Source organism: Sorangium sp. So ce128, assembly GCF_051525245.1.
In the GTDB taxonomy this organism is placed as follows: Bacteria; Myxococcota_A; Polyangia; order Polyangiales; family Polyangiaceae; genus Sorangium; species Sorangium cellulosum_B.
Genome location: NZ_CP150313.1, coordinates 1562601 through 1584205, shown reverse-complemented (window position 1 = coordinate 1584205; position 21605 = coordinate 1562601). Strand labels below are relative to the sequence as shown.

General features: G+C 72.4%; 18 protein-coding genes. 9 read left to right on the top strand and 9 right to left on the bottom strand.

The features are described from left to right. The first annotated feature begins 143 nt into the window (after positions 1-143). Positions 144-1388: a DUF3829 domain-containing protein gene (locus WME82_RS06070; RefSeq protein WP_438042038.1), complete on the top strand. Its 1245-nt coding sequence runs from the start codon at positions 144-146 to the stop codon at positions 1386-1388. A gap of 91 nt (positions 1389-1479) precedes the next feature. Here the strand turns inward: WME82_RS06070 and WME82_RS06065 are convergent, their stop codons facing one another. Next, positions 1480-3177 (bottom strand): glycogen synthase, encoded by a 1698-nt coding sequence (locus WME82_RS06065; protein WP_438042037.1) that lies wholly within the window; start codon positions 3175-3177, stop codon positions 1480-1482. A 33-nt stretch (positions 3178-3210) separates the two neighbouring features. Further along, a complete protein-coding gene (locus WME82_RS06060) occupies positions 3211-4101 on the bottom strand; it encodes a helix-turn-helix transcriptional regulator (protein ID WP_437744557.1) in 891 nt (296 codons plus the stop codon). A gap of 89 nt (positions 4102-4190) precedes the next feature. Here WME82_RS06060 and boxC point away from each other — a divergent pair, with 89 nt between their 5' ends. Together boxC and boxB are read left to right on the top strand one after the other, a co-directional pair. Then, positions 4191-5978, top strand: a complete 1788-nt coding sequence (gene boxC / locus WME82_RS06055) for a 2,3-epoxybenzoyl-CoA dihydrolase (protein WP_438042036.1) — start codon at positions 4191-4193, stop codon at positions 5976-5978. Beyond that, entirely contained in the window at positions 5975-7435 is a 1461-nt protein-coding gene (gene boxB, locus WME82_RS06050) for a benzoyl-CoA 2,3-epoxidase subunit BoxB (protein WP_438042035.1), read from the top strand. Before boxC ends, boxB begins: the two co-directional genes overlap by 4 nt. Here the strand turns inward: boxB and WME82_RS06045 are convergent. Further along, positions 7432-7956, bottom strand: coding sequence for a hypothetical protein (locus tag WME82_RS06045; protein WP_438042034.1), 525 nt, complete (start codon positions 7954-7956; stop codon positions 7432-7434). The genes boxB and WME82_RS06045 overlap by 4 nt on opposite strands. Before the next feature lie 43 nt (positions 7957-7999). Here WME82_RS06045 and WME82_RS06040 point away from each other — a divergent pair, with 43 nt between their 5' ends. Then, positions 8000-9073 (top strand): AAA family ATPase, encoded by a 1074-nt coding sequence (locus tag WME82_RS06040; RefSeq protein WP_438042033.1) that lies wholly within the window; start codon positions 8000-8002, stop codon positions 9071-9073. Then, on the top strand, positions 9073-9705 hold the full coding sequence (locus tag WME82_RS06035; RefSeq protein ID WP_437867639.1) for a hypothetical protein: 633 nt from the start codon (positions 9073-9075) through the stop codon (positions 9703-9705). Before WME82_RS06040 ends, WME82_RS06035 begins: the two co-directional genes overlap by 1 nt. A 42-nt stretch (positions 9706-9747) precedes the next feature. Here the strand turns inward: WME82_RS06035 and WME82_RS06030 are convergent, their stop codons facing one another. The 3 genes from WME82_RS06030 to WME82_RS06020 all read right to left on the bottom strand — a co-directional run bounded on the left by WME82_RS06030 (position 9748) and on the right by WME82_RS06020 (position 14807). Further along, a complete protein-coding gene (locus WME82_RS06030; protein ID WP_438042032.1) occupies positions 9748-10812 on the bottom strand; it encodes a HEAT repeat domain-containing protein in 1065 nt (354 codons plus the stop codon). Positions 10813-10897: 85 nt separating this feature from the next. Then, the gene (locus WME82_RS06025; protein ID WP_438042031.1) at positions 10898-13567 is read right to left on the bottom strand and encodes a HEAT repeat domain-containing protein; all 2670 of its coding nucleotides are present in this window, start codon (positions 13565-13567) and stop codon (positions 10898-10900) included. Between the two features lie 139 nt (positions 13568-13706). Then, a complete protein-coding gene (locus WME82_RS06020) occupies positions 13707-14807 on the bottom strand; it encodes a hypothetical protein (protein WP_438042030.1) in 1101 nt (366 codons plus the stop codon). 307 nt (positions 14808-15114) lie between these two features. On the opposite strand from WME82_RS06020, the gene WME82_RS06015 reads away from it, so the two are divergent. Together WME82_RS06015 and WME82_RS06010 are read left to right on the top strand one after the other, a co-directional pair. Continuing rightward, positions 15115-16029, top strand: a complete 915-nt coding sequence (locus WME82_RS06015; RefSeq protein WP_437744549.1) for a hypothetical protein — start codon at positions 15115-15117, stop codon at positions 16027-16029. A 140-nt stretch (positions 16030-16169) separates the two neighbouring features. After that, positions 16170-17093 carry a hypothetical protein gene (locus tag WME82_RS06010; protein ID WP_438042029.1) on the top strand — a complete coding sequence of 308 codons (924 nt, stop codon included), beginning with the start codon at positions 16170-16172 and terminating at the stop codon, positions 17091-17093. Between the two features lie 29 nt (positions 17094-17122). Here the strand turns inward: WME82_RS06010 and purS are convergent, their stop codons facing one another. Both purS and WME82_RS06000 read right to left on the bottom strand, forming a co-directional pair. Beyond that, entirely contained in the window at positions 17123-17371 is a 249-nt protein-coding gene (gene purS, locus WME82_RS06005; RefSeq protein ID WP_437532982.1) for a phosphoribosylformylglycinamidine synthase subunit PurS, read from the bottom strand. 87 nt (positions 17372-17458) lie between these two features. Then, positions 17459-18421 (bottom strand): phosphoribosylaminoimidazolesuccinocarboxamide synthase, encoded by a 963-nt coding sequence (locus tag WME82_RS06000; protein WP_437744547.1) that lies wholly within the window; start codon positions 18419-18421, stop codon positions 17459-17461. Between the two features lie 128 nt (positions 18422-18549). Between WME82_RS06000 and mdh the strand changes: the two genes are divergently transcribed. Next, positions 18550-19491, top strand: a complete 942-nt coding sequence (gene mdh, locus WME82_RS05995) for a malate dehydrogenase (protein WP_012233684.1) — start codon at positions 18550-18552, stop codon at positions 19489-19491. 133 nt (positions 19492-19624) lie between these two features. Here the strand turns inward: mdh and WME82_RS05990 are convergent, their stop codons facing one another. Continuing rightward, positions 19625-20800 (bottom strand): hypothetical protein, encoded by a 1176-nt coding sequence (locus WME82_RS05990; protein ID WP_437744546.1) that lies wholly within the window; start codon positions 20798-20800, stop codon positions 19625-19627. A gap of 288 nt (positions 20801-21088) precedes the next feature. Here WME82_RS05990 and WME82_RS05985 point away from each other — a divergent pair, with 288 nt between their 5' ends. After that, a complete protein-coding gene (locus tag WME82_RS05985) occupies positions 21089-21562 on the top strand; it encodes an N-acetyltransferase family protein (RefSeq protein WP_437867586.1) in 474 nt (157 codons plus the stop codon). Positions 21563-21605: the final 43 nt, after the last annotated feature.

The window sequence follows — 21605 nt, the reverse complement described above, 5'->3', positions numbered from 1 at the left end:
ACCGAGCGGCGTCGCGTGTTTTGGGCCGCGGGCGGGGTTTTCCCGACCAGGGCCGCAAGTTCTCGCCCCTGGCCGGGTGTTGCAAGCGCCGCCGGCTTAGGCATGATGCGCCCGTTCCTGCGCCAGCCGAGGAGGCACACCGAATGATTTCCGTCAGGTCTCTCTGTTCTATCGCGCTCGTGCTCGTCGCCAGCGGTGCCGCCGGCTGCAAGGAGGACCCGCCCCCTCCCCAGCCGGAGCCGGCAAGCTCCGCGGCGGCGAACACGAACAAGGGAAAGGCGAGCCTGCGGACGCCCGTGTCGCCGATGGCGAAGGTCGACCCGCAGTCGATGAAGGAGTACCGCGTCGACGTCTGCTACTTCGGGACGCTCTCGCTGAAGCAGGCCCGCGACGCGTACCTCGCGAGCCTCGGCAAGGATGAGCCCAGCGAGAAGAAGATCCCGAGCTTCGGCAACGACGATCAGGCGAAGGCCGGAGACGCCGCGAAGGGCGCGCTCCCCGCGAAGCCGCCCGCGCCCGGCGCCGCCGCCGCGCCGAAGACGACCGGCCTGCCCGGCACCGCCGCCGCGCCGGGCGGCACCAGCGCCCCCGCCGCCAAGGGCGCGCCGACCCCGCCTGGCAAGCCGGACGAGCGCCGGCCGATCAACTTCAGCGCGCGCGCGCCGCACGAGCGCAACGCGCGCGCCTGCACCGTCGCCCTCAGCCTCAAGGAGCCGGCCATGGCGGACGTCGACGCCGCGCTCGCCGAGTACGCGCCGTTCGCGACCGAGCTGGCCAAGAACATCGCCGCGGCGGCCAACTACTACCAGCGCGAGGAGTACAAGAAGGACAGCTTCGCGAAGGGCAAGGAGCTCCACGCGAAGCTCCTCGCCGACTTCCAGAAGCTCGACGCGCACTCCGACAAGCTCGGCCTCGCGGTGTCCGCGTGGCACGCGTCGCACCTGCCCGACCTCGCGAAGGCGGACGAGGGTCAGAAGGAGGCGATCACGGCCCTCGAGGACGCGCGGGCGCTCATGCTGATCCTCGCCAGCAAGAACGTCGATCCGGCGGCGGAGAAGACCGCGCTCCAGAAGCTGGAGACGTCCGCGGCCGCGCTCAAGGTGTACGGCTCGACCCACCAGACCGACCCGTGGGCCAAGATCATGGAGCCCGCGCTCGCCGGCTTCATCCGCGACGTGAAGGCGGCCGAGCCCAAGCTGACGGACAAGGGGATCACCTCCCCTGCCCTGTTCCTGCCGGTCGTCACGAGCTTCGTGTCGGTGATCGAGGGGAAGCACCGCGCGCTCTCCCGCTCGCTCATGGCGAAGAGCCAGGCGGCGACGCGCGAGGCCGCCGGGACCGCGCAGCCGGCCGCGCCGGCCGCGCCGGCCGCCCCCGAGAAGGAGTGACGCGCCCGGGCGCGCTCCCCGCGAGGGAGGCGCGCCCGCCCACGCGAGGGAGGCACGCGCCGATCGCGCCGCGCCTCCGCCGGGGGCGCGGTCAGAACGGGCGGCCGGTGCGGCGGGCGATCGCGAGGCGGTAGAGGGCCTCGTACTGCCGCGCGGCTTGCGCCCAGCCGAAGTTCTTCTTCATCGCCCGCAGCTGCATCGACCGGAAGTAGGCCGGGTCGGCGCGGTAGAGGTGCACCGCCCACGCGACGGTGTTCCCGAGCGCGCTCGACGACATCTCCTCGAACTTGAAGCCCGTGACGTTGTTCTCGACCGTGTCGTCGAGGCCGCCGACGGCGCGCACGACCGGCAGCGTCCCGTAGCGCTGGCTGTACATCTGGTTCAGCCCGCAGGGCTCGTAGCGCGACGGCATCAGGAAGAGATCGGCGCCCGCCTCGATGCGGTGGGCGAGCCCCTCGTTCATGCCGACGTAGACGCGGAAGCGGTCGCTCGCGCCGGAGATCCGCGAGAAGAGGTCCTCGGCCCAGCGCTCGCCGGAGCCCAGGACGATGAGCTGGACGTCGAGCGAGAGGATGTGGTCGAGCGCGCCCGCGAGGATGTCGATCCCCTTCTGGGTCGCCAGGCGGCTGATGAGCCCGAGGAGCGGGACGTCGGGGCGCTCCTCGAGCCCCATCTCTCGCTGGAGCGCCGCCTTGCAGAGGCGCTTGCCGCCAAGATCCTCGGCGGAGAACGGCGCCGCGATGTGGGGATCGGTCGCGGGGTTCCAGATGGAATCGTCGATGCCGTTGAGGATCCCGATCACGTCGGTGCCGCGATCCCGCAGAACGCCGTCGAGCCCCTCGCCGCCCTCCCACGTCTGGATCTCCTGCGCGTACCTGGGGGAGACCGTGGAGACGAGCGTGGCGTTGTAGATGCCGCCCTTGAGCAGGTTGATGCTGTCGTACGCCTCCAGGCAGAACCTGTGGAACTGATCCCACCCGAGCCCGGTCGTGGGGAGCTGCCCCTTGTTGAACCAGCCCTGGTAGCCGAGGTTGTGGATCGTCAGCACGGACGCGGCGCGGGCGAGCGGCGACCGGTGCTCGAGGACGTTGAGGTAGAGCGGGACGAGCGCCGACTGCCAGTCGTGGACGTGGACGATGTCCGGCCAGAACTCGAGCGCGTGGCAGAGCTGCAGCGCGCCGCGAGACAGGAGCGCGTAGCGGGCGAGGTTGTCGCCGAACTCGCCGTGCGCGTCGCCGTAGATGCCGTCGCGATCGTAGAGGACGTCGTGCTCGAGCAGGTACACGCGGGGCGCAGGTGTGCCGGGCGCCCCGGGATCGAGGCGCGTCTCCCAGACGGCGGTCCACGCCTCGCCGCCGCCAAGGGGCACGCCGAGCGAGATCGGCAGCCGGTGCGGCACGAAGCGCTCCGCCGGAGGCTCGCCGTCTCCGCCTTGGATCGCGTCGGCCGCCGGGGCGGCGTCGGCCGCCGGGGCCGCGCCAGCCGCCGGCGCTGCGCCAGCCGCCGGGGCCGCGTCGGCCGCTGAGGCGGCGAGCCCGTTGCCGGCGGCCGCGGCGGCGGCGACGGCCGGCGCGGCGACGGCCTCGCTGCCCGCGGGCCGCTGCTCGGCGAGCGCGATCTGGCGGGCAAGGTAACGCTTGGCGGCACGGTACGCCGGCATCACGACGCGCACGTCGTGACCGGCCGCGGCGAGCGCGATCGGCAGCGCGCCCGCCACGTCGGCTAGACCACCCGTCTTGCTGAAGGGGACGCACTCGGACACCACGAAGAGAATTTTGAGGCGCGGCATGGACATGGGGAGGAGGGGGAGCGCGCCCCCGACTCAAGGCGAGCGCGTCGCGTTCCTTCTACCAGCTTCACGCGCGATCTTGACCACGCGATCGACAGAGCGCGCGAGACCGAGCGCCGACGTGTCCACCGCGAAGTCGGCCTGCTCATAGAGCGCGCGCCGCGCCTGGAAGAGCGCCCTGAGCTCCTTCATGGCGTCGGCCCGGTTGGCCATGGGGCGCGCGTCCCCCTGCTCGACCACGCGGCGCCAGTGGTCCTCGGGCGTCGCCCGCAGCCACACCGTCACCGCGCAGCGCCTCAGTCGCTCGAAGGTCGCCGGATCGGTCACCAGGCCGCCCCCCGTGGCCACGATCCCGTGGGCGCGCGCGCCCTCGAGCCGCGCGAGCTCCTCGCGCTCCAGCCGCCGGTAGTAGGCGTTCCCATGGATCTCGAACAGGGCGGCGAGGCTCATCCCCGCGCGCGCGGCCACGAGGGCGTCGAGCTCGAGGAAGGGCACGCCGAGCCGCGCCGCGGCGCGGCCGCCGATCGTGGTCTTGCCGGCCCCGCGCAGGCCGAGCAGCGCGACGAGGGGCTCGCCCGCCCCTTCCCCGTCCTCGCCGGCCGACCGGCCGCGCGGCGGCGCCTCCTCGCCGAGCTCGCCCGCCGAGAGCAGCGCGGCGGCCGAGGTGCCCAGCGCGCGGCCGATGTCCTCGAGCCGCACCACGGAGACGTTCGCCCGCCCGCTCTCGATCAGCACCAGGAAGCGCTCGCTCACGCCGGCGAGCTCGGCGAGCTCGCGCAAGGTGAGCGCGAGCTCCGTCCGCCGCTGCCGGAGCCGACCGCCGAGGTACGCGAGGATCGGCGGCGCGCCGTCCGCGACGCCCCCCGCGCCGGCCTCCGGCCCCTGGCCTGCCCGCGCCCTGCGCGATGTCTGACGGGACGCCATCTCGTCGATGCACTATAATTCATGAAAGCCGGTCCAACAAGAACTATACTGCTTGACTGAACCCCGGCGCGGTGGTGGGCTCGTCGGGTATGGAAGCGACCACCTCTCCTCCTTCCGCGGCGCCGGCGCCGCAGACCAGGGCCCGGGAAGACGGCGCGTCCGGCGAGGACGCGCCCCTCCGCTTCGAGACGGAGCCAGGCCGCTACAGGCACTGGAAGCTCTCGTTCGAGGGGGCGATCGCGCGCGTGGCGATGGACGTCGACGAGGACGCGGCGGCGCGGCCCGGCTACCAGCTGAAGCTCAACAGCTACGACATCGCGGTCGACATCGAGCTCGCCGACATCGTGCAGCGGCTGCGCTTCGAGCACCCCGAGGTGAAGGCGGTCGTCGTGACGAGCGCGCAGCCGCGGATCTTCTGCGCCGGCGCGAACATCTACATGCTCGGGTCGTCGACGCACGCGTTCAAGGTCAACTTCTGCAAGTTCACGAACGAGACGCGCCTCGCGCTCGAGGAGGCGTGCTCCGAGAGCGGGCAGCGCTACCTCGCGGCGCTGAACGGCGTCGCCTCGGGCGGCGGCTACGAGCTCGCGCTCGCGTGCGAGGAGATCCTCCTCGCCGACGACGGGAGCAGCGCCGTCTCGTTCCCGGAGACGCCGCTGCTCGCCGTGCTCCCGGGGACCGGGGGGCTCACGCGGCTCGTGGACAAGCGCAAGGTGCGGCGCGATCTCGCGGACGTGTTCTCGACGCTGGCCGAGGGGGTGCGCGGCAAGCGCGCGGAGCAGTGGGGCCTCGTCGATCGATCGATCCCGAAGAGCCGCTTCGAGCAGGTGGTGGCCCAGCGCGCCGCCGAGCTCGCGGCGGCGACGCCGGACAGGGCGGGGCCCGGGGTGAGGCTCTCGCCGCTCGAGGCGCGGCGCGCCACGGCGGGCGACGTGTCCACCAGCGACTACCGCCACGTGTCGATGAAGGTGGACCGCGCCGCGAGGACCGCGGAGATCCGCGTGCTCGGGCCGGACGGCGAAGGGCGCGAGACGCGCGAGACGCGCGAGATGCCGACCGACGCCGCCGGGATGCGCCGGGCGGGCGCGGACCTGTGGGCGCTCCGCGCGTTCCGCGAGCTCGACGACGCGCTGCTCGACCTCCGCTTCAACCACCCGACGGTGGGCCTCGTGCTCCTGCGGACTTCCGGCTCTCCCGCCGCGGTGCGGGCCGCGGACGAGGCGCTGTGGGCGAGCCGCGACGACTGGTTTGTGAAGGAGGTGTTGCTCCACATGCGGCGCGTGCTCAAGCGGCTCGACCTCACGGCGCGCAGCGTGTTCGCGCTGATCGAGCCGGGCTCCTGCTTCGCGGGGAGCCTGTTCGAGCTCGCCCTCGCGGCGGACCGCTCCTACATGCTGGACGGCGGAGGGGACGAGGGGCAGGCAGGGGCGCCCGCGTCGCACGCGTCGCACGCGTCCATTGCGCTGAGCTCGCTGAACTTCGGTCCGCTCGTCATGTCGAACGGCCTGACGCGGCTCGCGTCGCGCTTCCTCGGCGCGCCGGAGCGCGTGGCCGCGCTGAAGGAGAAGACGGGCCTCCTGTCCGCCGAGGAGGCGCTGGAGGAGGGCCTCTGCACCTTCGCGCCGGACGCGATGGACTGGGACGACGAGGTGCGGCTCGCGATCGAGGAGCGGGTGAGCCTGTCGCCCGACGCGCTCACCGGGATGGAGGCGAGCCTGCGCTTCTGCGGGCCCGAGACGATGGAGACGAAGATCTTCTCGCGGCTGTCGGCCTGGCAGAACTGGATCTTCCAGCGCCCCAACGCGGTGGGCCAGCGGGGCGCGCTGACGGTGTACGGGCGGCCGGAGCGCCCCGAATTCGACTGGAGGCGGACATGAGCGCGGTCGTCAACTCGGAGAGGATCCCGAACAACGTCGACCTCGCGTCGGACAGGAAGCTGCAGCGCGCCCTCGAGGCGTGGCAGCCGAAGTTCCTGGACTGGTGGCGGGAGGCGGGGCCCGAGGGCTTCCAGGCGGACGACATCTACCTGCGCACGGCGATCAGCGTCGATCACGAGGGGTGGGCGCATTTCGACTACGTGAAGATGCCGGAGTACCGCTGGGGCATCTTCCTCGCGGATCGGGTGGCGGACCGGACGATCGGCTTCGGCGACCACCTGGGCGAGCCGGCGTGGCAAGAGGTGCCGGGGGAGCTCCGGAACATGCTGCGGCGGCTGGTGGTGACGCAGGGAGACACGGAGCCCGCGAGCGTGGAGCAGCAGCGGCTGCTCGGCCAGAGCTGCCCGAGCGTCTACGATCTGCGGAACCTGTTCCAGGTGAACGTCGAGGAGGGGCGGCACCTCTGGGCGATGGTGTACCTCCTGCACAGCCACTTCGGCCGCGACGGCCGGGAGGAGGCGGAGGCGCTCCTGGAGCGGCGCAGCGGCGACCCGGACAAGCCGCGGATCCTGGGCGCCTTCAACGAGCCGTGCACGAACTGGCTCTCGTTCTTCATGTTCACCTACTTCACGGATCGCGACGGCAAGTACCAGCTGCTCGCGCTCGCGGAGAGCGGCTTCGATCCGCTGTCGCGCACGACGCGGTTCATGCTGACCGAGGAGGCGCACCACATGTTCGTCGGCGAGACGGGCCTGCTCCGCATCGTCGAGCGCACGTGCGAGCTGATGAAGCGCAATGCGAACGAGGACGCGCGCGCCGAGGGCGGCATCGATCTGCCGACGATGCAGAAATACCTGAACCTCTGGTACTCGCTGTCGCTGGACCTCTTCGGCGGGGAGATCTCGTCGAACGCGGCGTCGTTCTTCGCCTCGAGCGTGAAGGGCCGCGCGAAGGAGGCGTCGTACGACGACCACCGGGCGCTCGACGGCGTGTACGTAATTGACGTGCCGCACGTGCCGCACGTGCCGCACGTGCCCGCCGCCGGGGGCGGCGCGGTGACCGGCTGGCGGCGCGAGGAGGTGCCGCTCAGGAACGCGATGAACGAGGTGCTGCGCGACGAGTACGTGGCCGACTCGCAGCGCGGGATCGACAAGATGAACCGGGCGATCGAGGCGTCCGGCGTGTCGTTCAAGCTGAGCCTGCCGAGCCGGCGCTTCCACCGGAGCTCGGGGATCTACGCGGGGCTCCACTTCGACGTCGACGGCAACCCGCTCTCGAAGGAGGCGTGGGAGCGCCGGCGCGACGCGTGGCTGCCGACCGCGAGCGACGAGGCCTACGTGCGGAGCCTGATGGAGAAGCCGGTGTTCGATCCGAAGCAGATGGCGAACTGGATCGCTGCGCCGACCAAGGGGCTCAAGGGCAAGCCCGTCGACTTCGAGTACGTGCGGCGCGGCTAGGGCGCGCCCGCGTCGGGCGGAGGCGCGCCCGCGTCGGGCGGAGGCGCGCCCGCGTCAGGGGGAGGTGCGCCCCCGCCCGCGCCTGCGGGCGCCTTCTTCGGCGGGTCGCCGTGCTCGTCGGCGAGCTTCTTCACGAGCCCGTCGAGGAGCACCTGCTCGTGGTACTGCGGCATCGCCGGGAGCTGCACGGCGACGTGCACCCCGGCGCGGCCGTCCACGACCTCGATCGCCCCCTGCGTCACCCTGCCGCCGCTCTCCGGGCTCCGGTACTCGAAGAGCAGGTAGCCATTGGAGACGTCCTTCTCGACGATCTTGAAGCCGAGATCGACGCGCACGAGGCGCAGCGCCGTGCCGAAGGTCTGCTCGAAGGTGTAAGGCGACTCATAGGCGACGCTGGCGCTGGCGTGCCGCTCGCCGAGGCCGCTCGCCACGGGGACGGCGAGCGCGATGAGGGCGACGAGCGCGATCGACGGGAGGCGGCGCATGACCGCGGCGTAGAGGGGCTGGCGAGGACGGGCCAAGTTCCTTGCTGCCGAGCGAGCGGTTATGCTGGGGTCGATCTCGATGGACCGACCCTACGTCGAGCAGCTCCGCATCCAGGGCTACGGCTGCGTTCAGGACGCGACCCTGGAGCTGACGCCGCTGCATGCGCTCATCGGGCCCAACGACAGCGGCAAGAGCACGGTGCTGCGGGCGCTCCGCACGCTCTCCTCCGTCCTCGATCGGGCGCTCGGAGCGCCGTCGCCGGACACGCTCGGGCGCGCCGGCCCCGCGAGCAAGGCCCCGGACGGCGCCGTGTTCGAGGTGTCGGCGGCGAGCACGACGTGGCGCGTGGAGCTCGACGCCGGGGGCCGGGTCCGGTCCATGTCGTTCCCCAGGGACCTCGAGCCCCCTTCCCTGCTCGACGACGCAGACGGGGACGACGCGGGCGGCGCGCCCAGCCCGGAGCGCCCTGCCCTGGACATCGTCCAGGCGCTGCGCGGGGCGCAGATGCTCCGCCTCGATCCCGACGCGCTGAGGGCCCCGCACCCGCTCATCCCCGACGGGCACCCGCTCTGCTTCGCCGACGAGCGCGGCACGGGCCTGCCGGCCGTCTACGACGCCGTCATCAGCCGCGACCTGTCGGCGTACGTCGATCTGAACGAGGAGCTCACCCGCCTGTTCCCCAGCGTGAAGAGCCTCCACCTCGCCAACCCGAGCTCCACGACGAAGGCCATCGGCGTGAAGCTCGAGGGCGGCGCCGTCGTGCCGGCGTCGCTGATGAGCGAGGGTATGCTCTACTACCTCGCCTTCGCGGCGCTGCCGCACCTCGATCCGACGCCCCTGCTCCTCGTCGAGGAGCCCGAGCACGGGCTGCACCCCGCGCGCATCGCCGACGTGATGCGCGCGCTGCGCCTCGTCTCCGAGAAGACCCAGGTCCTCCTCGCGACGCACAGCCCGCTCGTGGTCAACGAGCTGCAGCCGGAGGAGGTCACGGTCGTCACCCGCGCTGGCGAGCGGGGGATGAGGGCCACGCGCATCCTGGACACGCCGGGCTTCGAGGATCGGGCGAGGGTGTACGCGCTGGGGGAGCTCTGGCTGAGCTACGCCAACGGCGGTGACGAGGCGCCGCTCCTCGGGGGAGGGCCGCGGCCGTGATGAAGGCGCCCGATCGGATCCGGGTCTTCCTCGTCGGCGAGGGCGAGAGCGAGCTCGGCAGCCGCGCCGGGGCGCCCGCCTACCAGTCGGACAAGCACCCGGGCGTGCTCTTCACGCTGCTCTCCCGCGTCCAGCCGAGCGGGTGGGTCGTCGGCGGCGCGCGCGAGTGGAAGAGCATCCGGAAGTACCAGGCGCGCGGCGCGGCCCACGAGGACACGCACCACGTGCTCGGCGCGGCGCTCGACGCGCAGGAGGCGGGGTGCGAGATCCTCGCGTTCGCCCGCGACATCGACCGCGATCCGGCGCGCCGCGAGGCGATCGCGGAGGGCATCCGGCGCGTCTCGTCGGCCCTGTCCTCGCCGCCCGACGTGATCGGCGGCGTGGCCGCGCCGGCGCTCGGAGCCTGGATCCTCGCGCTGCTCGGCGAGAAGGCGACCGAGGAGATGTCGCCCCTCAGGGCGCAGGCGATGCTCGCTGCAAAGGGCATGATGCCCGGCGACGGCGCCGCCATGGTGCGCGTGGCGGAGGACGCCGACCTCGACGCGGTCCCCCCGGACGCCACGTCGCTCGGCGAGTGGCTCGCGCGCGCGCGCGCGGTGCTGCCGCGGCGGGCAGGACGCGTCGTGAGGTGAGCGCTGACGCCCTCACGATGGAACAGCCATGGTCGGTAGGGGCTATCCCAGAAGTCGAAGCGTGCGAGCTGCTTCGGCGGCGACCCTCGCGCGTTTGTCCTTCACGAACGTCTCGATGAGAGGTCGATCCTGTTCGCGGCCGAACTCTGAGAGTACCGCGAGGGCGCCGATGAGTTGCGCGGTTTGGCCGGCGGAGCTCGTGAGAATCGAGAGCGCGCGGTCGCGGTGGTCGACGCTCCTATGGAGCTTGCGGAGGTAGCGCCGAGCGTAGAAGCGCACATTGGCGTTGCCGTCGAGGCATGCGACCTCGATGCGATCGGCGTCCGCGCGCCGACGATACTCACGCAATGCCAGGAGCCGGAGCGACGGGCTGCGATTGTCTGCGAGCAGCCGAAGAAGAGGTTCCAGCTCATGTTGTGGAACGACGGAGAGCGCGGTCCGTCCTGCCCATCGTCGGACGGGAGGGCTCGCGTCTTCGAGGGCTCGAGCGAGGCGCGGAGTGAGCTCGTCCGGAAACAAGCGAGCGAGGTGAGTGAACGCGCTCAGGCGCAAGTATTGGTCTGGCGAACGGGTCGCGAGATCGAGCTCGGCGACGGCCAGGTCCGGGAAGCGGGACATGAAGCCATCGACGTCTTGCAGAACACTGGAGCGCGCGCCCCGTGGCGTTTTGATGACCATGTCGATGAGCGGGAGGCACCAAACCAGGTGCTGGACGCTCGAGGTTGCCAGCAGACAGGCCCAGGCGTCGCGCGCCTGTTCAGCGACCTGGGGAACGGGGTCGACGATCCGGTTCGCGACGCCAGCCAGCGAGATGGCTTCCACTCGGACGGCGAGCGCGGAGACGGCACGCTGACGCAGGTAGCCGTCGCGCTGCATGGCGAGGCAAACCAGGAGCGGGGTGGACAGGCTGGAGATATCGAAGGGGAGCAGCGAAGAGAATTCGGTGAGGTCGAGACCGACCCTGGCGTAGGCTTCACGACTGCGCAGGATCCGGTCGAAGTAGCGAAAGGCGCGCGCCCCGTCCCGCTCGAGGCGACCTCGCAGGGTCGGGGAGTGCGTGGCGTCGTCCAGAAGCGCGTCCCGAACCAGCTTGTGAAGGTTGAGCATGCGTTTCGTTGGCCGATGAAGGAGAGTGGAGAGCGAGGGGCATCGCTGGCGGCCTGCCGCCCCCCTGCCGGCCTTCAATTCTCAGTCAGCGGCGGCGGCACTGCGGCGCCGCGGAGAGCGCGGCCCTCGCCGCCTCGCGCAGGCCGTGCGGCGTGTCCTTGTCGAGGAGCGGCCTGAGGCGCGCGGGCAGATCCGCCGGGTGCACCGACCCGAGCGCCGCGAGCGCCGCCGAGCCGAGCCGCTGATCGTGCTCGCCGATCGGCGCCTTCGCCCGGTGCGCGAGCCGCGTCCACAGGTCGACCGAGCTCGCGTCGCACATCGCCCCGAGCGCGAGGATCGCCCGCGCGCGCACCTCGAGGTCCTCCTCCTTGTCCTCCGCCCGGTCGCGCACGGCCTCGATGTGCGCTGTCGCGCGGTGCGCGCCGAGGCCGTCGAGCGCGTGCCGGCGCACCTCGGGCGAGCTGTCGGCGAGCGCCCCGACGAGCGCCCGGTCGCCCGCCGGCGTCGCCGGCATCGCGCCGATCGCGAGCGCAGCGCCGCCCCGGATGAACGTCCACGGGTCCGAGGTGAGCCGCGCCGCGAGCGCCTCGGCCGCGCCGGCGGGCAGCTTCGCGCCGGCAGAGGCGGCGCGCGCGAGCGCCACGATCGCCGCCTCGCGCACGCGCGCGTCCGGATCGGAGGCCGCCGCGAGCAGGTCCTGCGCGAGCGACGGCACGTCCGCCGCGACCTCGGCCGCGCGGAGGCGCACGTGCGCGTCCGCGTCCTTCCGGAGCGACGCCCGGAGGTACGCCTCCGCTGGCGCCTCGCCCGCGCGCGCGAGCGCCGCGGCCGGCGCTTGCAGCAGGTAACGCCGCTCGAAGGGCGCGCTACCCGCCGAAGCGAGCGCCTGGAACGCCGCCCCGCCGCCCTTCACCCGCCCGAGCGCCGGCCCGAGCGCGCGCAGCAGATCGAGCTGCGCGTCCTCCGGCCGGGCGCGGAGCCGCTCGATCTGCACCTCTTCCTCGACCACGGAAGCGGCCCGCTCGCTCCGCGCCGCCAGCGCGAGCGCGGCCCGGAGCTCCCTCCGCGCCGCGCCGCGCGCCCCGGCGAGGGCGTCGAGCAGCGCCGGGATCGCCTCGGCCGGCGCGACGAGCGCGAGCTCCCGGGCCGCCGTCACCCTGGCCGCGGCCGCGCCCGCCTTCACGATCTCCGCGAGCGCCGGCGCGGCCGCGCGTCCGCAGCGGCGGATGCGATCGCGCGCGTGGTGGAGCTCCGGATCGAGCTCGGGCGGCGCGGCGCGAGGGGCGCGCCCCGGCGCGGCCGATGCCACCCCGGACGCGCGCCCCGCGGAGGCCGCGCCGGGCGCGAGCTGCGCCGCCGACGCCGCGCCGGACACCAGCCGCGCGGTGAGGAACGGGATCTGCACCGCGCAGGGCGCCGTGTCGATCACGCCCCGTGCGAGCTGCCTGCCCGCGGGATCGAGCCTGTCATAGCCGGCGATCGCCGCCTCGACCGCCTCCGGTCCGCCGCGCGCGAGCAGCGCCGCCGCCGCCCTGGATCGCTCGCCGCCGCCCGCGAGCGCGCCCACGAGCGCCGCCGGGCCCTGCCCGTCGAACGCCGTGCGCGCCGTGATCTCGGCGATCGTGACCCGCGCCTCCGGCGCCGCGGGCGCGCCGCGACCCCCGACCCCCGCCGGCGCGTACGCGTCGTCGAGCACGACGGCGATGCACGAGGCCTTGATCTCCTCGGGGAGCTTCACCTCGTAGCCGGCGGACTCCTTGAGCCACGCGTCCTCGGGCAGGCTCACCTGGAAGAGGCGGTCGGGCGTCGCCACGAAGAGCGTGCGCGGCGCGGCGCCGCCCTCGACGCCGTCGGGCGGCTTGATGCGCAGACCCAGGCCCGTGATCCCGACCTCGTCCGCCGACGAGAACGACACGAACTCGCCCCGGCCCGCGCCCGCCTTGCCCTCGGACCACGCGGTCTTCGGATCGCCGTCGGCGATCTCCGCGAAGCGCTTGCCGACCGCGCTCGACGCGGCGGTCGGGCGCAGCAGCCGGAACGCAGCCGCCGCCGCGTCGGCCTCACGGCGCTCGGCGACCACCTTGCCTGCACCGCGCCGCTCCTCCGCCGAGAGGTTCTGGAAGCTGGCCCCCTTCAGGAGCGTCATGGTCCGGGGATCGACCTCGCTCGCGCCGACCAGCGCCGGCCGCCCGCAGAGGGTCACGTCGTCTCGCAGCTGCCCGACGAGCACACGGCTGCCGCTGCCGCCGAGCGGCTCCACGACCACGGCGTCGCTCCGCCCCTCGCCGTGCTCCCCGGTCGCGACGCCGGTCCAGCCGCTCCAGAGCACGAGCGGCTCCGTCCCCTTCCCCGCGAGCGGCGCCGCGAGCAGCATCACCCAGCTGCCGCTCGCGCCTTCCGGCGCGCCGGCGCCCGCCGGCTTTCCCCCGGCCGGCGCCTCGATCTTGGCGAGGCGCTTGCCGTCCGCCAGGGTGACCGGCACGACGCGCGCGCCGCCGAGCAGCGGCGCCACCTCGGACGGCACGGCGAGGACCTTGCCGCCGTCGGGCGCGCACGCCGCCGCGGCGGGACAGACGCGGGCAGTGACCCCGCCCGGATCGATGCGGACAGCGAGCGCCTGCTGGCCCGCCGCGTGAGGGAGCACCACGGGCGCGGCCTGCGCGGCGGCGCTGCCACCCACGGCCGCGGAGGCTGCGATCACCCCGGCCGCGGCGCCAAGGCGAGGCCGCCGGAAACGAAACGGCGATCTGGACATGCGCGCCATCCTAATCGCCCGGCGCGGCGAGACCCCTCGAGAGTTGACGCCTCGAGCACAGCGCCGCTCCCACCCGGACCGGCGCTGCGGCGCGTCGTCCGGGCGGGCCCGCCGCGCACGGCGGGCCCGCGCGCCCTCGCTACTTCGGCGTCTCCGCGGCGGGGATCCAGAAGCCGCCCTCGTCCGGCGGCGTCATCCCGAGCGCCTTCGGGAGCACGTTGGTCCAGCCCGCCACCGTCTCGAGCAGGTAGATCTCCGCGCCGGCCTCGATCTCGCCGATCGGCTTCTCCTTCTCGTCGCGCCGCGCGCGGACCGGGATCGCCCTCGTCGCCTTCACGATCGGCGGCGCCTTGTCGAGCGCCAGCTGCGCGCCGGCCACCGCGGTCGTCGGCGGGATGTACTGGTCCATCATCTCGCCCTTCTTCAGCGGCTCGAGATCCTTGAGGCGGCCCCAGGCGTCGATCGTGAGGTCGCCCCGCGACATCAGGTGAACGAAGCCGGACTTCGCCTCGGTGCTCCAGAAGAGCTGGGCCGTCCCCTCCAGCATCCTCAGCGTGAAGATCACGTCGCCGTCCGGGCGATCGAAGAGCTCGATCGTCGACGTCTTCATCAGGTACCCGCGGGCGCTGCCGGGGATCTCCATCTTCGTGGAGACGCCGCGCTGCAGCGCGAAGGCGTCGCAGGGGGCCGAGGCCTTCGCCGTCTGCCTTTCAGACCCGGAGATCGAGAGCTCCGCGCGCAGCGAGTCGCCCGTGGCCGCGACGAGCTTCACCTTCTGCGCGCTCGAGATCCACACGTGCCCGGCGATGACCGGGATGTCGCGCGTCGTGAACACCGCGACGTCCGAGGGCGCGATGTAGCCGTCGATCCGCAGCGCAGGCGAGCTGTCCGACGTGCTCAGCCGCGCGCGGCCCGCCGCCGGATCCGCCGGGATCGCGCTCAGCGTCATCGGGACCAGCGCGCCGGTGAAGCTCGCGACCGTCCTGCCGCCGCTCGGCGCGTCATGCAGCCGGGCGCCCTTGGGCACCGGCGCCGTCCCCTTCAGCTTGCACGCCGGCCCCGACACCGCCTGGCCGACCGTCGCGGTCGCCTGCGCGGCCGCCCCCGTCACCTGCGCGGCCGACACCACCACCTGGGCGGGCTCTGCCTTCGCCTCGGAGACGGCCGGCGTGCCCGGGAGCCCCGCGCAGAGCACTCCCCCAAGAGCCAGAAGACCGAGTCCCAGAACGTCGCTTCTCATCCACTTCCTCCGACACAGGCCAGCAGCCCCGCTCGCGCGGCGAGCCCGAGCGCGGTCCCCACCTGTCGAGTCTCCCTGGAACCGCCGGCCTGCTCTGCGCGGCGGCGCACTCGCTGCGGGGCCGCCCGGCACGCCGAGCCGCCACTGCCGTTGGTCGGATCATCCTAGCGGATCATTCAGGCCTCGCCCGAGAAAGGTCCTCCACCGCAGCGCTTCGACCGTTTCGGGTGTATGGAGCAGGGCGCCCGACGCGGCACGCGCCGGGTCGCCCGGCTGGACGGTACCTACCTCCCCGGGAAGCCACGCCATGCACGGATTCGATCTCGCCTTCGCCTCCCCCCGCAAGCTCCCCCGCGCCCGCGATCTGCGCGGCAACGTCGCCGTTCTCGACATCGCCTTCGCCTCGGAGGCGGGGGGCAAGAGCTTCGAGACGGTCACGCTGCCCTTCATCCAGGACCTCGGGCCGCGGCTCGCCGCCTGGGTCGACCACCACGACAGCGCCCACCACGCGCGCTTCGCCGGCGATCCGCGCTTCGTCCTGTCGACCAAGGCCGAGCACGGCGCCTGCCCCGAGATGATCACGCCGGAGCTCGTCGCCCGCGCCGGGCGCGTCGACACCCTCGTCTGCCACGTCGACTTCGACGGCCTCGCCAGCGGCGCGAAGTGGATGCGCGGCGGCGTCGAGCCCTACCCCGGCTGCGACGACGACGCCCGCGCCATCGACACCCGCATCGGCGTCCCGGGCCCGGCCGCCACCCGCATGGACCGCGCGCTCCGCGCCCGCCCCCGCGATCAGGCCCTCTTCGGCCTCATCGTCCGGCACCTCGCGTCAGGCCTCTCCGACCCGTCGCTCTGGACTCCCATCGACCAGGCCGGCGCCGAGCTCGCCACCATGGAAGCCGAGACCCGCCGGATCGCGCTCCGCTACGAGCGCGTCGAGCCGGGCCTCGTCCTCGTCGACGCCTCCCAGCGGGGCGGGGCCTACGACAAGACCCTGCTCCTCCTCATCGGGCAGGAGCGCGCGCCCATCTCCGTCGTCGTCGACAACGACAGCATCACCTTCGCCGCCCGGTTCGACAGCGGGGTGAACTTCCTCGAGACGTTCAAGATCTCCGGAGGGATGCCGACCCGCATCTCCCTCCAGCGCTCCCGGCTCCAGGAGGCGCTCGTGGCCCTCGGGGTCAAGGCGACCGACGCGAGCCGGCTCGCCGCGACCCCCTGAGCCCGTCCTCACCGCGATCCCGCCGACATCGTTGACGCTGTGGGCCTCGACTGCTAGGGGGGCATTGCAGATCTGCAATTTGCAATTCTGCAATGAACATCTGATCCGAGGCGTCACGTCTGCGCCGAGCGCGAGGGGGTATGGCAGCGACAAACTTGTCTTCGACGGCGAGCAGCGGTGTCGACGAGCTCCTGTTCCGGAACGACTCCGTCTCGCTCTGTCTGCTGGTCAATCGACGGCACCGGACGCTCCGCATCGTCGACTTCCGAGCGGGACCCACGCCGTCCAAGCGGAGCTTCGTCCTGTCGACCGCCAAGCGCGAGGGGGTCGAGAAGATCTTCACGCTGGTCGAGCGCGACGAGGTGCCGACGTGGACCCGCCTCGGGTTCACGCGGGAGGGGTCGATCCCCGGCTTTTACAAGCGCAGCGACGCCTGGATCCTCGGGGCGGTCGTGTCCGAGATGACGTCGCGGCTGCGCGCGAGCGGAGACGGCGAGGAGGGCGGCGAGGGAGACGACGTCGCGGCCTCTCCGGCGGTCCTGCTCGCGGAGCGCACGATCGCCCGCGCGAGGCGGCTGCTCCGGGAGGCCGAGGGGCGGCCGCTGCCCGCGATCAAGATCGCGCCCGCGAGCGGCGTCGAGCTGCGGCGCGCGGTCGCGGCCGCGCAGCGGGCGGGGCGGGCGCTGACGGGCTTCGAGCCGTTCGGGCGCGACGCGGTGCGGACGGGCTACGTGCTGTCCGCGCGGGGCGGCTTCACGCTGCACGCCGCGTGGGAGATGCAGTCGTGCTTCGGCAACTCGTTCCTGGAGATCCTGTGCCCGCCGCGCCACGAGGCGGAGCGGCTCGCCACGACGGCCGCCGTCGGCGCGCTCTGCGACCGCCTCGTCGAGGAGAAGGCCGTGAGCACGTTCACCTTCGCCCCCGCGGACGACCAGGAGCTGTGCGCCGCCCTCCTCGCGAACGGCTTCCGCCGCTCGGCCGTGCTGGCGCGGCACCTCGTCGTCGGCCGCGCCCGCAAGGACGCCATCCTCTGGGCGAAGAAGCTCGTCGCGCCCGAGGCCTGAGCCGCCGGCCCCGCGGGCCGGGGCGAGGGCTACGGCGCGATCGTGACCTCGTAGTCCTCGATGACGGTGTTGGCGAGCATCTCGTCCGCCATCTTCTTCAGCCGCTGCTCGAGGTCGGGCGCGCTGCCGAGCGAGGGGTCGAGCTCTATCTCGATGAGCTTGCCCACGCGCACGCCCTTCACGCCGGGGAACCCGAGCGAGGTGAGGGCGCGCTTCACGGCGTCGCCCTGCGGATCGAGGACCTCTTTCTTCAGTCGGACGTTGACGACGGCTTTCACTGGCTTTGCTCCACGCGCTCTTCGCGCGACGCGATGGCGGTGCGCACCTGCGCCCCGCGACGATTCATGGGCGCGGCCGCGCCCGCCTCACACCCCCAGGTTGCGCGGGATGCGCACCGCCGGGTCCTCGAGGTCGGGGACGAACGCCGCCCCGGTGATCCGCTCGAACGCCTCGATGTAGCGGCGGGACGCCTCGATCCGTACCTCGTCCGGGATCGAGGGGATCGGCCCGTCGCCCTGGAAGCCGCGCGCGGCGAGCCAGCGGCGCACGTACTCCTTGTCGAACGACTCCGGGTCCTCGCCGGCCGCGAAGCGCTCGCCGTAGGACGAGGCGAACCAGAAGCGGGACGAGTCGGGGGTGTGGATCTCGTCGATGACGACGATGTTCCCGTCCCGGTCCTTGCCGAACTCGTACTTGGTGTCGACGAGGATGAGCCCCTGCTCCGCGCACGCGCGGGCGCCGTGCTCGAAGAGCGCGAGGGCCATCTCGGCGGCGGCGTCGAAGTCGCGCGGCGCGATCGTGCCGAGGGCGAGGATCTCCTCGCGCGAGGCGGAGAGATCGTGCCCGCCCTTCGGCGCCTTGGTGCTCGGCGTCAGGATGGGCCGCGGCAGGCGCTCGTTCTTGCGGAGGCCCTCGGGGAGCCGGTGGCCGCAGAAGACGCGCTCGCCGCGCGCGTAGTGCGTCCAGATGCTGGTCGAGGTCACGCCCGTCACGTAGGCGCGCACCACCATCTCGACCGGCAGGGGCACACACTCGATCGCCTCGAGGACGTTCGGGTCGGGCTGGGAGATCATGTGGTTCGGCGCGACGCTCCGCGTGCGCTCGAACCAGAAGGCGGACAGCCGGTTCAGCACCTGGCCCTTCAGCGGCAGCGTGCCGAGCACGCGATCGAAGGCGCTGATGCGGTCGGTGACGACGAGCAGGCGGCGGCCGTCCGGCGTCGTGTAGCAGTCCCGCACCTTGCCCTCGTAGCGGGCGAAGGGGCCCGCGAGCGAGGTGCGTTCGAGCACCCTGCCGAGCGCGGTGCGCAGATCGTCCTCGGTGACCATGGGGCGCGGCTTACCCGGGCTCGCGGGCCGAGTCGACAGGTTTCGAAGACGCCGGCCGAGTTCCCTCCCCCGCGCCCGCCCTGGAGCCCCGTTGGTCTCCGGCCGGGGGGGTGGTAATAGGGCCGCCCATGGCAAACCGAAGAAAGATCGCCCTTATCGGCGCCGGCAACATCGGCGGGGAGCTCGCGGCCCTCATCGCGCGCAAGGAGCTCGGGGACGTCGTTCTGTTCGACATCCCCCAGAAGACGGACTTCGCGAAGGGCAAGGCGCTCGACCTCGAGCAGAACGGCGCCGTGCTGGGCTACGACGCCTCGATCAAGGGCACCTCGAGCTGGGCGGACTGTGCAGGGGCCGACGTCCTCATCGTCACGGCCGGCATCCCGCGCAAGCCGGGCCAGAGCCGTGACGACCTGGTCGCGACGAACCTGCCGATCATCCGCAGCGTGGCGGACGGCGCGAAGGAGCACTGCCCGAACGCGCTGGTGATCGTCATCTCGAACCCGATCGACGCGATGGTCTACGAGTTCAAGCGCCGCACCGGCTTCCCGCGCGAGCGCGTGCTCGGCATGGCGGGCGTGCTCGACAGCGCGCGCTTCCAGCTGTTCCTGGCGCGCGAGGCGAATGTGTCCGTGAAGGACGTGCGCGCGATGGTCCTCGGCGGCCACGGCGATGACATGGTGCCCATCCCGTCGGCGTGCACGATCAACGGCGTGCGCGCGACCGAGCTCATCAGCAAGGAGAAGCTCGACGCGCTCATCGCGAGGACCCGCAAGGGCGGCGGCGAGATCGTCCAGCTCATGGGGACGAGCGCCTACTACGCGCCCGCCTCGAGCGCCGTCGCGATGGCCGAGAGCTACCTGCTCGACCAGAAGCGGCTGCTCCCCGTCGCGGCCTACCTGGACGGCGAGTACGGCTACAAGGACATCTTCATGGGCGTGCCGGTCATCCTCGGCGGCAAGGGCATCGAGAAGATCGTCGAGCTGCCGCTGACCGCAGAAGAGAAGGAGATGCTCGCGAAGAGCGCGAAGAGCGTGCAGGGCATCACCGACGTGGTGAAGGCCTCGAGCTAGCGCCGGTCGCGCCGCCTGCGCTGGCGCGCCGCGCGTCACGAAGAGCACGGGCGGCAGGAGCGAAACGCGCGCCAGGAGCGGGAGGGAGAGGAGAGGGCGAAGGGCTCTCCCTCTCCCTCGGCGCTTCAGCGGTTCACATCACACCGCCGTAGAGGCCATCCAGCACGGCCGTCAGCTCGCGCCGAGGATCGCGGGCGAGCTCGCCGGGGCTCGCGCCGCCCGCCGGCATCTCGGCGGCCGCGTCGCCGTCCCCTGCAGCGATGTCGCTGATGCGCTGGCAGATCAGGTTCATCATCTGCCAGCCCTCGGTGAGCGCGCCCCGCAGCGGGCCGAGGTCCAGGCCGGGGAAGCCCTTCAGAAGGCTGTACCCGAGCTTGAAGTGCTCGGCGTCCACCTCGGCGTGCGTCGCGAAGTAGTCCGAGTCGGGGAAGACCTGCTGGGCCGCCGTGAGGAGGATGTCGGCGCAGCGCTCGATGACGAAGTGGACGAGGACCGTCCGCTCCTCGGTGGACGCCGAGCCCATCCGCTCGATGAACCAGGACGACGCCGCGGCGATGCCGCGGTCCCAGGACGGCGAGCTCCGCGGGTCGTGCATCCTGGAGAGCCTCCGGTTGTGCCCGACCTCGTCGGCCAGGTGGCGCTCGGCGATCGCGATGGCCCCGGGGTGCGACTCGAAGACGACCCTGGCGCACAGGACCTTCTGGAACGCGTTCGACCAGATCTGGAGCGCGCCGAGCATCCGCCGCTTCACGTCGTCGCGGAGGGCGCGCTCGGACCGGATGAGCTGCATCAAGGGGCTGCCCGCGAACTCCCGCGCGTGGACCTCGTTCTCCTCGACGAGGAGATCCACGGGGGACACGGCGCGATCCGGGGACGCCTCGTCCGCGCTGTCCTCCCGCCCGAGCGCCGCGCACAGACACGGCGTGTCCCACCGAGGCTCGCTTTCGTCGAGCTCCTCGAGATGGATGGATATCGCGGAGAGCCCGTCCGGCGCGCCGCCCACGAGCCCCTGCAGCCCGCCGGGAGGGACCATCACGACGTCTCCCGCCCGGACGCTGCTGGGCGAGTCCCCGATGACCTCGCCCGAGCCTTCGGTGACGACGATCATGCCTTTGCCGAGGAGCCCGCGAGGCCTGAGCGGCTGACCTTCGAGGAGGCGTACCCATCGCAAGGACAGGTGGCAGACTTCGGGCAGGTAAGCCGAGAGCTCCGAATGTTTCCGGAGCTCCTTGAACAGCCCCAGCAGGGTGCGCTCATCCGCCTTGAGAGACTCGATCGCGAGGATGTCGGCTGTGTTGACTACGCGCATCTACACGTCCTCCGGGTCGACATGATGGTGCGTCGACTCTGCACGGCTTGATCGCCTGTGTCTAGATCACACTCGGGCATGAAGGCGAATCGCACGGGCCTGAAAAGGAAGAACTCCCGCGGTTCTTTTCATTCACGCTTCCCGCTCCCTGCGCCGCTGCTTCTCAGTATATCTGTTTTTCCGCTCGTCTGTTTCTCTGCTCCTCTGCTCCCCTGCCCCTCTCCTGCCGTGATTCCGTGATTCCGCGATTCCGTGCGAGACCGCCATGTGTTGTGGCAGAATGCGTGCATGAGCCAGCCGCAGCTCGTACCCGCCATCCGCCGCGCCGCCGAGGCAGACCTGCCGGCGATCGTCCATCTCTTCTCGATCCCGGACGAGGGCAACGCGAAGACGGACCACCCCGGCCCGCCGCTCGATCCGCGCTACCGCGAGGCGCTCGCCGCCATCGCGGAAGATCCGAACAACGCGCTGCTCGTCGCGGAGGTCGAGGGGCGCGTCGCCGGCGCGTTCCACCTGACCATCATCCAGTACGTGGCGAACCGCGGAGCACGGGTGGCGCAGATCGAGAACGTCATCGTGGACCCGAGCCTGCGGGGCCGCGGGATCGGCGAGGCGATGATGCGATGGGCCATCGACGAGGCGCGGCGGCTCGGGTGCTTCCGGGTGCAGCTCACCTCGAACAAGGCGCGGCTGCGCGCGCACCGCTTCTACGAGCGGCTCGGCTTCGTGGCGAGCCACGAGGGGATGAAGCTGAAGCTGTAGACACGAGCAGCCTCGCGGCCAGCACGACCGCCACGGCACGAGG

What these genes read in the sequence shown, in the direction of transcription:
- WME82_RS06010 (WP_438042029.1), top strand. Translation starts at nt 16,170, where the DNA reads ATGGCAGCGACAAACTTGTCTTCGACGGCGAGCAGCGGTGTCGACGAG.
- WME82_RS06015 (WP_437744549.1), top strand. Translation starts at nt 15,115, where the DNA reads ATGCACGGATTCGATCTCGCCTTCGCCTCCCCCCGCAAGCTCCCCCGC.
- WME82_RS05985 (WP_437867586.1), top strand. Translation starts at nt 21,089, where the DNA reads ATGAGCCAGCCGCAGCTCGTACCCGCCATCCGCCGCGCCGCCGAGGCA.
- WME82_RS06060 (WP_437744557.1), bottom strand. Translation starts at nt 4,101, where the DNA reads ATGGCGTCCCGTCAGACATCGCGCAGGGCGCGGGCAGGCCAGGGGCCG.
- WME82_RS06035 (WP_437867639.1), top strand. Translation starts at nt 9,073, where the DNA reads ATGAAGGCGCCCGATCGGATCCGGGTCTTCCTCGTCGGCGAGGGCGAG.
- WME82_RS06000 (WP_437744547.1), bottom strand. Translation starts at nt 18,421, where the DNA reads ATGGTCACCGAGGACGATCTGCGCACCGCGCTCGGCAGGGTGCTCGAA.
- WME82_RS06030 (WP_438042032.1), bottom strand. Translation starts at nt 10,812, where the DNA reads ATGCTCAACCTTCACAAGCTGGTTCGGGACGCGCTTCTGGACGACGCC.
- WME82_RS06025 (WP_438042031.1), bottom strand. Translation starts at nt 13,567, where the DNA reads ATGTCCAGATCGCCGTTTCGTTTCCGGCGGCCTCGCCTTGGCGCCGCG.
- WME82_RS05990 (WP_437744546.1), bottom strand. Translation starts at nt 20,800, where the DNA reads ATGCGCGTAGTCAACACAGCCGACATCCTCGCGATCGAGTCTCTCAAG.
- WME82_RS06065 (WP_438042037.1), bottom strand. Translation starts at nt 3,177, where the DNA reads ATGCCGCGCCTCAAAATTCTCTTCGTGGTGTCCGAGTGCGTCCCCTTC.
- mdh (WP_012233684.1), top strand. Translation starts at nt 18,550, where the DNA reads ATGGCAAACCGAAGAAAGATCGCCCTTATCGGCGCCGGCAACATCGGC.
- boxB (WP_438042035.1), top strand. Translation starts at nt 5,975, where the DNA reads ATGAGCGCGGTCGTCAACTCGGAGAGGATCCCGAACAACGTCGACCTC.
- WME82_RS06020 (WP_438042030.1), bottom strand. Translation starts at nt 14,807, where the DNA reads ATGAGAAGCGACGTTCTGGGACTCGGTCTTCTGGCTCTTGGGGGAGTG.
- WME82_RS06040 (WP_438042033.1), top strand. Translation starts at nt 8,000, where the DNA reads ATGGACCGACCCTACGTCGAGCAGCTCCGCATCCAGGGCTACGGCTGC.
- boxC (WP_438042036.1), top strand. Translation starts at nt 4,191, where the DNA reads ATGGAAGCGACCACCTCTCCTCCTTCCGCGGCGCCGGCGCCGCAGACC.
- WME82_RS06070 (WP_438042038.1), top strand. Translation starts at nt 144, where the DNA reads ATGATTTCCGTCAGGTCTCTCTGTTCTATCGCGCTCGTGCTCGTCGCC.